At 67.5% G+C, this 13,496-nt stretch carries 11 protein-coding genes; 9 read left to right on the top strand and 2 right to left on the bottom strand.

Going from position 1 to position 13,496, the window contains the following annotated elements; all coding sequences use genetic code 11:
- Nucleotides 1-26 precede the first annotated feature (26 nt).
- Nucleotides 27-557, bottom strand: a complete 531-nt coding sequence (locus ABD231_RS22075) for a winged helix-turn-helix domain-containing protein (RefSeq protein WP_344155017.1) — start codon at nucleotides 555-557, stop codon at nucleotides 27-29.
- 279 nt (nucleotides 558-836) lie between these two features.
- On the opposite strand from ABD231_RS22075, the gene arfA reads away from it, so the two are divergent.
- From arfA to ABD231_RS22040, 7 genes are all read left to right on the top strand, one after another.
- Nucleotides 837-1,916 (top strand): channel-forming protein ArfA/OmpATb, encoded by a 1,080-nt coding sequence (arfA, locus tag ABD231_RS22070; protein ID WP_344155014.1) that lies wholly within the window; start codon nucleotides 837-839, stop codon nucleotides 1,914-1,916.
- Nucleotides 1,917-2,020: 104 nt separating this feature from the next.
- Nucleotides 2,021-2,767: a sunset domain-containing protein gene (locus ABD231_RS22065; RefSeq protein WP_344155011.1), complete on the top strand. Its 747-nt coding sequence runs from the start codon at nucleotides 2,021-2,023 to the stop codon at nucleotides 2,765-2,767.
- Nucleotides 2,768-2,820: 53 nt separating this feature from the next.
- On the top strand, nucleotides 2,821-3,030 hold the full coding sequence (locus ABD231_RS22060; RefSeq protein WP_344155008.1) for a type II toxin-antitoxin system HicB family antitoxin: 210 nt from the start codon (nucleotides 2,821-2,823) through the stop codon (nucleotides 3,028-3,030).
- Nucleotides 3,030-3,365 carry a type II toxin-antitoxin system HicA family toxin gene (locus ABD231_RS22055; RefSeq protein ID WP_344155006.1) on the top strand — a complete coding sequence of 112 codons (336 nt, stop codon included), beginning with the start codon at nucleotides 3,030-3,032 and terminating at the stop codon, nucleotides 3,363-3,365. Before ABD231_RS22060 ends, ABD231_RS22055 begins: the two co-directional genes overlap by 1 nt.
- Nucleotides 3,366-3,614: 249 nt before the next feature.
- Complete coding sequence (treS, locus tag ABD231_RS22050; RefSeq protein ID WP_344155829.1) at nucleotides 3,615-5,312, top strand: maltose alpha-D-glucosyltransferase; 1,698 nt, start codon at nucleotides 3,615-3,617, stop codon at nucleotides 5,310-5,312.
- A complete protein-coding gene (locus ABD231_RS22045) occupies nucleotides 5,309-6,730 on the top strand; it encodes a maltokinase N-terminal cap-like domain-containing protein (protein ID WP_344155003.1) in 1,422 nt (473 codons plus the stop codon). Before treS ends, ABD231_RS22045 begins: the two co-directional genes overlap by 4 nt.
- 100 nt (nucleotides 6,731-6,830) lie before the next feature.
- Nucleotides 6,831-9,752: an ATP-binding protein gene (locus ABD231_RS22040; RefSeq protein ID WP_344155000.1), complete on the top strand. Its 2,922-nt coding sequence runs from the start codon at nucleotides 6,831-6,833 to the stop codon at nucleotides 9,750-9,752.
- 332 nt (nucleotides 9,753-10,084) lie between these two features.
- Here the strand turns inward: ABD231_RS22040 and ABD231_RS22035 are convergent, their stop codons facing one another.
- The gene (locus ABD231_RS22035) at nucleotides 10,085-10,240 is read right to left on the bottom strand and encodes a ribbon-helix-helix protein, CopG family (RefSeq protein WP_344154997.1); all 156 of its coding nucleotides are present in this window, start codon (nucleotides 10,238-10,240) and stop codon (nucleotides 10,085-10,087) included.
- 97 nt (nucleotides 10,241-10,337) lie between these two features.
- Between ABD231_RS22035 and glgB the strand changes: the two genes are divergently transcribed.
- Nucleotides 10,338-12,572, top strand: coding sequence for a 1,4-alpha-glucan branching protein GlgB (glgB, locus tag ABD231_RS22030; RefSeq protein ID WP_344154994.1), 2,235 nt, complete (start codon nucleotides 10,338-10,340; stop codon nucleotides 12,570-12,572).
- A 10-nt stretch (nucleotides 12,573-12,582) separates the two neighbouring features.
- Nucleotides 12,583-13,455 carry an NUDIX hydrolase gene (locus tag ABD231_RS22025; RefSeq protein ID WP_344154991.1) on the top strand — a complete coding sequence of 291 codons (873 nt, stop codon included), beginning with the start codon at nucleotides 12,583-12,585 and terminating at the stop codon, nucleotides 13,453-13,455.
- Nucleotides 13,456-13,496 lie beyond the last annotated feature (41 nt).

Raw genomic sequence — 13,496 nt, 5'->3', positions numbered from 1 at the left:
ATGGCCCGGGGGGCCTGATCGTTTCTCTAAGCAGTGGGCAGCAGGTGGAAGCCGACGCCGCGGACCGCGTGGATGGTCACCGTGGCCTCCAGGTTGGCCAGCTTCTGGCGCAGGCGCTTCACCACCGAGTGGATGTGTGAGCCGTGCCCCAGGTGCTCGTTACCCCAGACCGCGTGGTGCAGGCGCTGGTACGTCCAGACCTGGCCGGGCTCCTCCACCAGACAGTGCAGGAAGTCGTGCTCCAGCCGGGTCAGTGGCACTTCACGGTCTTCCCAACGGACCACCCGGCGTTCCATGTCGAGCAGCAGCTCGGGCTCCGTGCGTACTGGTTCTGGATCGAGCACCGGTACGACGGATGGCGTCACCACGACCGGTGTGGCCGGCGACACCGTCTCGGTGAGCTCCAGGAACGCCCGGGCCTGTTCGGCACTGGACACCAGCAGCAGCGCGTCGGCGTCACCGAGCAGCCGGGCCAGGTGCACCCGCTCGGCTGTCGACCTGGCGACGCCGATGATCAACGACGAGTCCGCCGGTTTTTGCCTAGCTAGCCTCTCCATCCGACCCCTCCCTCTCACCCCGGACGCCGCTGAGCAGACGCCATAACGCACGCACAAGTACGGTTTACGACGCGAACTAAGTCAAGGGATTCCCTGCACAGCGGCCTGGCACAAATGCGACCTGTCCGAGACAGGACAGTTCTGACCGGATCCGGTCGGCCGACACGCTGTATCGATTTGCCTGACCAGCGTGCGTCCTGTGTGCGCGGCGGAGTAGTCTCCTCGCGCACGGTCACTTCGGCCCGCACCCGTCGGAGGACCGCTTCTGACGGAGGAACAGTGCCCGGACTCGTTCGGCGGCCGCTCGTCGGCTGGCTGCTCGCGGCCCTCGCCGTACCTGTGTTACTCACTGCTGTACTGATCCCGGTCCGGACCGGCTCGATCGAGGACGAGCTCCGCGCCCAGGCCACCACCGCGCTCATCGACCACGGCATCAACGGCGCCACCGTCGTGATGGACGGCCGGGACGCGTCGGTGCTCGTCTCCACCGATATCGACGCGGCGCAGATCCGCGAGATCGTCGGCGGGGTCGAGGGCGTCCGTACCGTGGCTGTCGCGACTGGACCGGGCCAGCCGGCGCCCAGCACCCCGGCGCCGGACGAGCAGACGGCCGGCTTCGAGATCGGCCGGACCGACACCGCGATCCGCGTCCAGGCGACGGTCCGCAGCGAACTGGCCAAGGATGCGATCAAGACGGAGGTCGAGAAGGTCCTCGGCCCCGACCGCGAATACGACCAGCGCGTCAACGTCGACGCCACGAACGGGATCGCCGACGTCGGCACCCTGTCGGCGCTACTGCATGCACTGGCGATCGGCACCGGCGACGCCTCGGTCCGGTACGACGGGACCACGGTCACGCTGAGTGGCGCCGTACCGGATCAAGCCACGAAGGCGATGGTCGCCCGAGCCGCGGCCCAGGCCGTGCCGGGCGCAGTCGTGGCCGACGAGTTGAAGGTGCCGGAGTCGAAGCCGACCGTGAGTGAGGCGTGCCGGACGTTCAAGAGCCGGCTGTCGGAGTTCGGCCGGCAGAACCGGATCAACTTCCTGTCCGGAACCGCGATCGTCAACGATGCCTCGAAGAAGTCAGTCCTCGGCGCCGCCGAACTGCTCAAAACCTGCGCCACCGCCCGCATCGAGGTAGCCGGCCACACCGACAACCTGGGCTCCCCCGCCACCAGCCTCCCGCTGTCCGAACAACGAGCCGCCGCCGTCAAGGCCGAACTCGTCCGCCTCGGCATCCCCGCGAACCGCATCCTCGCCGCCGGCTACGGCCAGGCCTTCCCGATCGCCCCCAACACCACCGCCACCGGCCGGATCGCCAACCGCCGGGCCGAACTCAGAGCACTGCAGGAGAACTGAATGCCCCGGCTCATCCTCGACACCTGGATCATCCTGCTGGTCGCCTTCCTGCTGGGCAGCGCCCTCGCCTGGTTCGTCTACCACACCACCAAGGGGGCCCGCCGATGAGCTGGCTGTTCCGCCACAACTGGGCCTGGTCCCTAGCCGCCTTCCTCCTAGGAGCCGCCATAACCTGGCTCCTCCTGGACCGCCGTACCCCCGCTGTCACCGAAGAAGCCGCACGCGAAGAAGCCCTAGTAGGCGCAGCCCCGGCCTCCGCCGCCGCAGCCCCGGCGCCCGCCGCCGCCCCAGCCCCACAAACCAAGCCCGCGCGCCCCGAGCCCACCAAGCCGGAGCCCGCCAGCCCCAAACCCCAGCAAGCGCCCGCAAAACCCCAACCGGAGCAGGCGAAGACCACCCCCGCCACTCCCGTGGAGCCCACTCCCCCGGCCCCCGAACCCGCAGTCACCGCGGATCCCGAGCCCGAGACCGTTGCTTCGGAGCCTGAGCCCGCGATCGTTGCTTCGGAGCCTGATCCTCGCGCGACTCCGCGGTCCGAGGCGACATCGGGTGAGGGTGAGTTCTCTCGGTTGATGGACAGCGGGTCGTCCTCGGCACCGACGTTGTTCGACGACGAGGTGCCGGTCGGGCGGTTCGGTCCGGGCTCCGCGGACGCCGTACCGCATCAGGGACCGCCGGACGGTTTCACCATCAAGGGGAACGCGCAGTCGATGCTCTTCCACACCCCCGACTCCCCGTACTACGGCCGCACCAAGGCCGAGGTGTGGTTCCGCAGCGAGGCCGACGCCGAACGGTCCGGCTTCACGAAATACATTCGCAAACCGCGGAAGTCCACCCAGCCCGGCACCTGACCCACGACCGGTCCTACGATCGCCACAGAAAGTGACGAGACCAGGAGGCAGAGTTGCAGCACGAGATCACGATTCCTTTCCTTGTCGAGCAGGACGAGGACGGCGCGTGGGCGGCCCAGGCCGCGTTGACCCCCAACGCTTTCGCGAACGGCCAGGGCGACTCGCGTGAGGAAGCCATTGAGGACCTCAAGAGCGCCATCGCGCTGCTGGCGGAGGAGGTCGGGGTCCCCGAGCAACTCGTCGTGACGGTCGAGGTGCCGTAATGCCCAAGAAGTTCCGTGATGCGGACCGGGAACTGCGCAAGGCCGGGTTCGAGCCGGCGCGGCAGAACGGCAGTCACATCACGTACAAGAACAAGCAGGGCAGAACGGTCATTGTCCCGAAGAAGGAAGAGATCAAGACCGGGACCTGGGGCAACATCGAGCAGCAGGCCGGGATCAAGGAGCCGTCGAAGGCCGAGAAAGAGGCCGCCGAGGCGCAGCGGCTCGCAGACCAGGGCGTTGCCAAGGCCGGCGGCAAGTCCGGCTCGCAACCTCAGCAGTCGCAGTCGTCGAGCCGTCATGACACGAAGAAGAAACGTGGGTTCGGGCGGCGTTGAGGTAGAAGACCAGTCGGCGAGAGGTCTTACTGGGCAAGACGTCTGCGAGTGCATTTGCTTGTACTGGCAAAGGGCCGTCAGACTATGCGCAACGCACTCGCGGAACCGTCCATCGCGCGGCGTCACCACATCACCGGGCTGGCCCTTCCTTGCACTGCTTCCTTTTGAGTACTTCGATTCGGGGTACGGGGGTTTGCGGGCGCGGGCGAGTCCCCCACAACACTCCCGATGGAGGTGAGCGTGACCGACATGCTGCCGGAGCAGCACCACGGATTGACGAAGAAGGATCCGCTGTGGTTCAAGCGGGCCGTCTTCTACGAAGTCCTGGTGCGGTCGTTCAAGGATTCGAACGCCGACGGCATCGGCGACCTGCAGGGCCTGACCGAGAAGCTGGACTATCTCGAATGGCTCGGTGTGGACTGCCTTTGGCTGCCACCGTTCTATCCGTCACCGTTGCGCGACGGCGGTTACGACATCTCCGACTACACCGGCGTGATGCCCGAGGTCGGCACGATCCAGGACTTCGCCGCGTTCATGGAAGCCGCGCACTCGCGCGGGATGCGCGTCATCGTCGACTTCGTGATGAACCACACCTCGGACGCGCACCCCTGGTTCCAGGAGTCGCGGAAGAACCCCGACGGCCCGTACGGCGACTTCTACGTCTGGTCGGATTCCGACGAGCCGTACGGCGACGCCCGGATCATCTTCGTGGATTCGGAGCAGTCGAACTGGACCTGGGACCCGGTCCGCGGCCAGTACTTCTGGCACCGGTTCTACTCCAGCCAGCCGGATCTCAACTTCGAGAACCCGGCCGTCGGCGACGCGATGATCGAGGCGCTGAAGTTCTGGCTGGACCTCGGGATCGACGGTTTCCGGCTGGACGCGGTGCCGTACCTGTTCGAGGAGGACGGCACCAACTGCGAGAACCTGCCGCGCACCCACGAGTTCCTGAAGCGGGTCCGCAAAGAGGTCGACGCGAACTACGAGGACCGGATCCTGCTCTGCGAGGCGAACCAGTGGCCGGCCGACGTGGTCGACTACTTCGGTGACCGGGACTCCGGTGGTGACGAGTGCCAGATGGCGTTCCACTTCCCGGTGATGCCGCGCATCTTCATGGGTGTCCGGCGTGAGTCGCGGTTCCCGATCTCGGAGATCCTCGCGCAGACCCCGGCGATCCCCGACACCTGCCAATGGGGCATCTTCCTGCGCAACCACGACGAGCTGACGCTCGAGATGGTCACCGACGAGGACCGCGACTACATGTGGTCGGAGTACGCGCAGGACCCGCGGATGAAGGCGAACATCGGCATCCGCCGCCGCCTCGCCCCGCTGCTGGACAACGACACCAACAAGATGGAGTTGTTCACCGCGATGCTGTTGTCGTTGCCGGGATCACCGATCCTGTACTACGGCGACGAGATCGGCATGGGCGACAACATCTGGCTGGGTGACCGGGACGGCGTCCGGACCCCGATGCAGTGGTCCCCGGACCGGAACGCGTCGTTCTCGACCGCGACCCCGGGCAAGCTCAGCCTGCCGGTCATCATGGACCCGGTCTACGGCTACCAGGCGGTGAACGTCGAGGCCGAGATGGAGAACGCCTCGTCGCTGCTGCACTGGACCCGGCGGATGATCCAGACCCGCAAGCAGCACCCCTGCTTCGGGATGGGCACCTTCACCGACCTGGGCGGCTCGAACCCGAGCGTCCTGTCGTACATCCGCGAGTTCGGCGACGACGTCGTCCTGTGCGTGAACAACCTGTCGCGCTTCCCGCAGCCGATCGAGCTGGACCTGCGGCAGTGGGAAGGCGTTGAGCCAGTGGAGCTACTTGGCGGGGTGCACTTCCCAGCGATCGGTGAATTGCCCTACCTTTTGACGCTCGGCGCGCACGGTTTCTACTGGTTCCGGCTGCCCAAGCCGGCCGACCACGAGGAGAGCATTTCGTGACTTCCCATCTGGACCAGGTCCAGTCCTTCTGTGCGAGCCAGCGATGGTTCGGGGAGAAGGGACACGACGTCGTCGTCGACGCGATGGCCACTTCGGTGTGGCTGTCCGACGACGGGGTGTGGCCTGCGGTCCGGATCGGGTTCGTCTACTGCTCGGGTCCGCCCGGATCGGATATCCCGATCCGGGTGTACCAGCTGCCGCTCAGTTATCACCAGGCGCCGGCCGACAACCTCGGCCACGCCCTGATCGGCGACTGGGACGAGCAGGATCTCGACGACACCCGCGTGTGGGTGTACGACGCCTTGCACGACAAGGAAGCCACGCCGTACTGGCTGGACGGTCTGACCAACGGCCGCCGGCTGGACGGGCTGGAGTTCCACCCGGTGCACGCACCGGAGACGACGACGGTGGTGCCCGAGGACGCGCAGTCGCTGGTGCTGACCGTCGAGCAGTCGAACACGTCGCTGGTCTTCGGCGACGTGGCGCTGCTGAAGGTGTTCCGCCGGCTCGAGCCCGGGAGCAACCCCGGGGTCGAGATCGAGTCGGCGCTCACCGAGTCCGGGTCCGAGCTGGTCCCGGAGGTGCTCGGATCGGCGCGCGGCAGCTGGCCGCGGGCCGGTGGCGGTACCGACAGTGGTGAGCTGGCGATGATGACGGCCTTCCAGAAGAACGCCACCGACGGCTGGTCGTTCGCGACGTCGTCGGTGCGCGATCTGTACGCCGAGGCCGATCTGCACGCGGCCGAGGTCGGCGGCGACTTCGCCGGTGAGTCGCACCGGCTCGGTGCCAGTACCGCGCAGGTCCACGCCGAGCTGGCGAAGGCACTCGGCACGGATGTCTGGGAGCAGGACAAGCTGGTCGAGCACGCCGCCGCGATGCAGCGCCGGCTCGCGCAGGCCGTGGCCGCGGTACCCGAGCTCGCGCCGTACGCCGAGGGTCTGGGCCGTGCGTTCGACAATCTGGCGGCGGCTGAGCAGCCGGTGCTGGTGCAGCGCATCCACGGCGATTTCCACCTGGGTCAGGTGCTGCGCACGATCGACGGCTGGAAGCTGATCGACTTCGAGGGTGAGCCGGCCAAGTCGCTCGTCGAGCGGCGCGCATTGGACACTCCGGTGAAGGACATCGCGGGCATGCTGCGGTCCTTCGACTACGCGGCGCGATCGCTGCTGTTGACCGATCACGAAGGTGATCAGCAGATCGCGTACCGGGCGTCGGAGTGGGCGAGCCGCAACCAGCAGGCGTTCTGCGATGGGTACGCCGAGGTTGCGGAGAGCGACCCGCGTCAGCAGTCCGCGTTGCTGGACGCGTTCCTGGCGGACAAGCTGATTTACGAGGTGCTGTACGAGGCCCGCAACCGGCCGACGTGGTTGCGCATTCCACTAGCTGCGGCGGCGCAACTGGCCGGCGTCGAGCAGTAGAACCTTAAAACCTCGTCCAATACCCCAAATCTCCGCCAAGTAATCCTCCATTGTGAGAATTACTGAGCGTGCGGGCGTCGCCACTGTAATACTTGCGGGTATGCCACCCGCTCCACCGCTTGAGGTCCTCGTGCTTGGGCCTCTCGCTGTCCGGGTCGGCGGCAGGGCGGTCGCGGTCGACCGGCCGCTGGAGCGAGCGTTGCTGGTGCGGCTGGCGCTGGCCGGCGGGATGTCGGTACCCGATCATCGGCTGGCCGCGGATCTCTGGGGTGATGTCGACCTGGCCCGCCCGACCGAGCGGCTGCGCGTGCTCGCGTCCCGACTGCGGGCGGCGATCGACTCCCCCGACTCGTTGACGCGGGTGAACGGCGGCTATGCGTTGGCCGCCGACCTCAGCGACCTGTCGGAGGCCCGGGCAGCCGCCGAGCGGATGCACACCGCCGTACGGTCCGGTGATCGCCTCGGCGTCAAGACGGCCGCGCAGGAGGCGCTCGAGCTGTGGCGTGGCCCGTCGCTCGCCGACCTGCGCACGATCCCGTACGCCGTTGCCGAGGGCGAGCAACTGGATGCGTGGAAGCTGACTCTGCAGGTGGAGTTGCTCGATGCGGAGTTGTCACTCGGTCATGCGGCCGAGGCGGCGCGCGAACTCGAGGCACTCGCCGCGGAGAATCCGTTGCACGAGCGCCTGTGGTGCCTGCTGGCACTCGCGCTCTACCGGACCGGACGTCAGGCGGACGCACTGAGCCGGATGTCGAAGCTGCGCAACCGGCTGGCCGACGAGCTCGGTGTGGACCCGGCGCCGGACACCGCGGCGATGGAGCTGCGGCTGCTCCGGCAGGATCCGACTTTGTTGCCGACGGCATCTGAATCCCCGGCGCCGAGCCCGGCCACCCGCTCTACGCCTACGGCGCCTGCCGGTGCTGTTGCGGACCTGCCGTCGCCGCTGACCAGCTTCGTCGGCCGGCAGGAGGAGCTGTCCTGGCTGATCAACCGGATCCCGCAGCCCGGTGTCATCACGCTGGTCGGCGGTCCCGGGAGTGGCAAGTCCCGGTTGTCGTTCGAGGCGGTCCGGACGGTGACCGATCGCCCGGTTCGCCTCGTCGAGCTGGCACCGCTGTTGCGCGAAGGCGCCGTACTGGAGGCTATTGCGGGCGAGGAGGCGAGCGGTCCGGATCCGCTCGCGTCGGCCGCGTCGGCGCTCGACGGTTCGGTGCTGGTGATCGACAACGCCGAGCATGTGGTTGAGCAGGTCGCCGACATCGTCGCCGCGCTGGTACGCCGGGCGCCGGGGCTGACCGTGTTGGTGACTTCGCAGCGGCCGTTGCAGCTGGAGGCTGAAGAGGTGCGGCCGATGCGTCCGATGGATGCGCTGGCGGCCGCGCAGCTGTTCACCGAGCGCTGCGCGATCGATGCCCAAGGCGCCGATCCCGAACAGGTCGCCGCGATCTGTACGGCGGTCGACCGGCTCCCACTCGGGATCGAGCTGGCGGCGGGTCTCACGCGCACCCTGACTGTCCCGCAACTGGCGAAGCGGTTGACGGATCGGATGCGGCTGCTCGTGGCCGGCGGGCGGGATTCGCAGGCCCGTCATACGAGTCTGGTCGCGGCACTGGACTGGAGTCACCAACTGCTCGGGGACACCGAGCGTGCTGTGCTGCGTCGCGTCGCGGTCTTTGCCGGTGGTTTCACTCTCGAGGCGGCCGAGCAGGTCGCGCTCGATCCGCGCGATGTCGCGCCCGCCCTGACCGAGCTTGCAGATCGGAGTCTGCTGACAGTCGAGGCCGTCAACGGGCGTCGCTTCCGTTTGCTGGAGACCGTGCGGGACTACGCGCTGACGAAGCTGGAAGAGGCCGGCGAGACCGACACTGCGCGGAGCGCCGAGCTCGACTGGGCTATGAGCTACGTCGAAACCGCCGGCCAGAACAGCGACGACTTCGCCAACGCCGAAGCCTTGAACGAGGTCTTCGCCGAGTGGCCGAACCTGCTCGACGTACTCGATCGGGCCCCCGGGACGGAACGCGCCGCGGCTGGTCTGCGACTCGCGCTCGTCATGCACACCCCGTGGCTGATCCGAGGCTGGTACGCCGAGGCTGCGCGGCACTTCGACGCGTTGACCGATGCGCCGGGCGCAACCACGTCCGAGCGGCTGACCGCGTTGTGCAACCACGGTTTCGTGCTCACGATGCGCGGTCAGTTTGACCGCGCCGCCGAGTTGTTGACCGAGGCCGAGCGACTCGCACCACTGCAGGACGACGACACACTGACCCTGACCGCGCTCTACTACCGCAGCATCGTCGAGATCGAGCGCGGCCGCCTACTGGACGCCTTCACCCCACTACTGACCGGACAGGCGCTGGCCCGCTCCTCCGGCGAACACGAGCGCCGCCTGTCAGCGTTCACCGATGCCCTAGGCACGCTGTACGTCTACGCAGGCCAATCCGAGCGCGCGCTCGAGTGCTACGAGACCTGCATCGTCGCCGACCGCGAGTTCGGCGACGAGCACGGTCTATCGCGAGGGCTGAGCAATCTCGCCGGTGCCCTGGTCGGCCTAGACCGCTGGGACGAGGCCCTCAAAGCCGCCGCCGAATCGGACCACTACGCCCGCCGCCTCGACGACCGACAGATCCTCCCCCTGAACGACGTCATCCGCGGCCTGGCCGCCGCAGCCCGCAACGACCTGGACGAAGCCGAAAAACACCTCCGCTCCGCCGTCGAATACGCCCTCGCCGACGACAGCGGCGTCAGCCACGCCTACATCGACCTGGCCGATGTCCTGGTCCGCCAAGGCGAACTAGACGAAGCAGCAGCCCTCCTGGACGCCGTCTTCGCCGAAGCCCCCGCTCAAAGCACCTCCTGGCTAGCCGCCCGAGCCGTAGCCGCCGCCCTAGCCCTAGCCCAAGGCGACCGCCAACGCACCACCGAACTAGTCAGCGACACCACCATCGCCTACACCCGCACCGGCTTCGGCTGGCCCCGCTACGCCACCCGCCTCACCGAAGTCCGCACGGCCCTAGCGCAGTAGCTCAAGGGCCTCACAGCTCAAGGCCCGAACCTCGCGCTCGGCCCGCACGGTGGCTTAACTCGCACCCGCACGGAGGCTTCGCTCGCACCCGCACGGTGGCTTCACTCGCGCGGCACGGTGGCTTCACTCGCGCCGCCTACGCGAATGTGGCAACCGTGTCGCCGGCAAACGATTGCCGGCGACATGATCCTCACACTCGCCGAGCAACTCCTCACACTCGCACGGTGGCTTCACTCGCGCGGCACGGTGGCTTCACTCGCGGAGCACGGTGGCTTCGCTGGCGGAGCACGGTGGCTTCACTGGCGGAGCACGGTGGCTTCACTGGCGGAGCATCAGCGTGGTTGATCGATGTGCTCTGCAGGAGCGTTGGCCAGGTAGCTCTCGATCGCCTCACGAATCAGCTGCGAGACGGTCACGTCGTTGGCGGCGGCGTCTTGCCGCAGCCGATGATCGAGCTCGTCCGGAAGGTTCACGGTGATTCGCTTCACGGTGCCCAGCATGCCAGGAAGGCTTCCCGGGTGTAGGTCGTGACTTGTCGGGTACGGGGTGCAGTGAATGTGTTGGCTATCGGGCAGGATGGGGTGCATGGGATCGAGTGAGCGCGAAGCCATGGAGCAGCCGGTGGTGGCTGTCGAAGAGCCTGTGGTGACAGCGGTTTCGGTGGACCGGACTGTGCTGGAGCGAGTGGTGGGTGGGACTTACCACGATGCGCATCAGGTGCTCGGGCCGCATCTCGGCGAGCACGGGGTCACCGTGCGGGTGCTGCGGCCGTTCGCCAGCTCAGTCACCGTCCTGTACGGCGGCAAACGCCTGCCACTCCGGCATGAGCATGACGGGATCTGGGTCGGGGTGCTGGATACCGACAAGGTGCCGGATTATCGGCTCGAGGTCAGCTACACCGATGGTCCCGCGGTCGAGGTGGACGACCCGTACCGGTATCTGCCGTCGCTCGGCGAGGTCGACCTGCATCTGATCGGCGAGGGCCGGCACGAGCAGTTGTGGACTGTGCTCGGTGCGCATGTTCGCCGGTACGACGGTCCTACGGGCGCGGTGACCGGGACGTCGTTCGCCGTCTGGGCGCCCAACGCGCAAGGCGTTCGGCTGACTGCCGACTTCAACTTCTGGGACGGGCGTGCGCATCCGCTGCGCTCACTGGGTTCATCGGGTGTGTGGGAGCTGTTCGTGCCGGGCATCGGCCCGGGCACGCGGTACAAGTTCGACATCTGCGGCCGGGACGGCGTGTGGCGGCAGAAGGCCGACCCGATGGCGAACCTCGCCGAGGTCCCGCCCGCCAACGCATCAGTGGTGCACGAATCGTCGTACGAGTGGGCTGACGCTGACTGGATCGAGCGCCGGGCCGCGTCCCAGGCGTATGCCGAGCCGATGAGCGTCTACGAGGTGCACCTCGGGTCCTGGCGCAAGGGGAAGTCGTACCGCGAGCTCGCCGACGAGCTTGTTGCCTATGTCAACGACATGGGGTTCACCCATGTCGAGTTCATGCCGGTGATGGAGCACCCGTTCGGAGGTTCCTGGGGTTACCAGGTGACGTCGTACTTCGCGCCGACCTCGCGGTTCGGCGACCCGGATGACTTCCGGTTCCTGGTCGACAAGCTGCACCAGGCAGGCATCGGCGTACTGGTCGACTGGGTACCGGCGCACTTCCCGAAGGATGCGTGGGCGCTGGCCCGCTTCGACGGGACCCCGCTCTACGAGCACCCGGATCCGCGTCGCGGTGAGCAGCCCGACTGGGGCACGCTGGTCTTCGACTTCGGCCGGCCGCAGGTGCGCAACTTCCTGGTCGCGAACGCGATCTACTGGGCCGAGGAGTTCCACATCGACGGTCTGCGCGTGGACGCGGTCGCCTCGATGCTCTACCTGGACTACTCGCGCCAAGAGGGCCAGTGGGTCCCCAACCAGTACGGCGGCCGCGAGAACCTGGAGGCCGTGTCGTTCCTCCAGGAGATGAACGCGACGCTCTACAAGCGAGTGCCCGGCGTGATCACGGTCGCCGAGGAGTCGACGTCGTGGCCGGGTGTCACCCGCGACACCCATCTCGGCGGGCTCGGGTTCGGCTTCAAGTGGAACATGGGCTGGATGAACGACTCGCTCCGCTACCTGGAGCACGAGCCGGTGCACCGTCAGTACCACCACCACGAGCTGACGTTCTCGATGATGTACGCCTACTCGGAGAACTTCGTCCTCCCGCTGTCGCACGACGAGGTCGTGCACGGCAAGGGTTCGCTGCTGCGCAAGATGCCGGGCGACCGCTGGCAGCAGCTGGCGAACTTGCGCGCGTACCTGGCGATGATGTGGGCGCACCCGGGCAAGCAGCTGCTGTTCATGGGCTGTGAGTTCGGTCAGGAGTCGGAGTGGTCCGAGAAGGGCGAGCTCGACTGGTGGCTGCTGGACCACGAGAACCACCGCGGTCTGCAGGACCTCGTCCGGGACCTGAACGGCGTCTACACCGGCACGGCCGCGTTGTGGCGGACGGATCACGCGCCGGAGAAGTTCAGCTGGATCGACGCCAACGACGCCGGCAACAACGTCTTCTCGTTCGTCCGCTTCGGTGACGAGGGTGAGCCGACGATCGCCTGTATCGCGAACTTCTCGGCGGTCCCGCACCACGGCTACCGCCTCGGCCTCCCGTACGCCGGTCAGTGGTCCGAGGTGATCAACACCGACGCCGGCAACTACGGCGGTTCCGGGGTCGGCAACTTCGGCGCGGTCACCGCCGACGGCCCCGAGTGGCACGGCATGACGACGAGCACCGAGCTGTCCGTTCCGCCCCTCGCCACCGTGTACTTGCGGTACGACGGGTAGCGTTCGTGGAGTGACCGCCGTACAACCGCTGACCGATGGTGACCTGACACTGCGCCTTGCTACGCAGGACCAGCAGGTGGTGACGTTCGAAGTCGAGAACGGCAACCCTCTCGGCACAGTGGAGGTACGGCGGACGTCGCCTGGCGCAGGCCTGGTCGTGTGGGCGCTGGACGGCGGCCCCGAGTTCGCCCAACGAGCCGTCCGGCTACTGTCCGAATACGCCTTCACCGAGCTCGGTCTGGACCGGTTGCAGATCGACGTCGACCCGTCCCTGCACTCGTCCATGCGAGTCGCGATCCGATCCGGCTTCCGTCGCGAAGGTCTCCTCCGCGGCGCGGCCCTAGTCGACGGCGAGCGCCGCGACGTCGTCGTCTACGGCATGCGCAGCGACGACCCGCGCCCCGATTCCGTCCTCGGCTGGACCACGCTGATGGACTCCACGCTGCCGAAGAAGCGCGTGATCGCGCACGTCGTCGTACAGGACACCACCGGCCGCGTCCTGCTCTGCCAGGTCAGCTACAAACAAGACCTCGAACTCCCCGGCGGCGTCGTCGAACCCGACGAAGACCCCGCCACCGGCGCCTCCCGCGAGATGGAGGAGGAGCTCGGCATCGCCCTCCCCCTGCTCGGCGTCCTAGCCATCGACTGGCTCCCCCGCTGGGAAGGCTGGGGCGACGCCGTCGAAATCCTGTACGACGGCGGTGTCCACGACCCGACGCTGCTCGAAACCCTGCACCCCGACGGCCGCGAAATCCTCGCCCTGTCCTGGCACTCCCCCGAAGCCCTAGCAGGCCTCGTCTCACCGTTGAACGCCCGCCGTCTCCCCCAAATCCTCGCCAAGCCCTCCCAACTCCACAACCTCAGCAACGGCGAACCGATCTAGTCGTGAGGGCGGACCTGTGCCACTCACCAAACCCGTCGACA

This window comes from Kribbella yunnanensis (genome assembly GCF_039529655.1).
In the GTDB taxonomy this organism is placed as follows: Bacteria; Actinomycetota; Actinomycetes; order Propionibacteriales; family Kribbellaceae; genus Kribbella; species Kribbella yunnanensis.
This window is presented reverse-complemented; position numbering and strand designations above follow the sequence as displayed.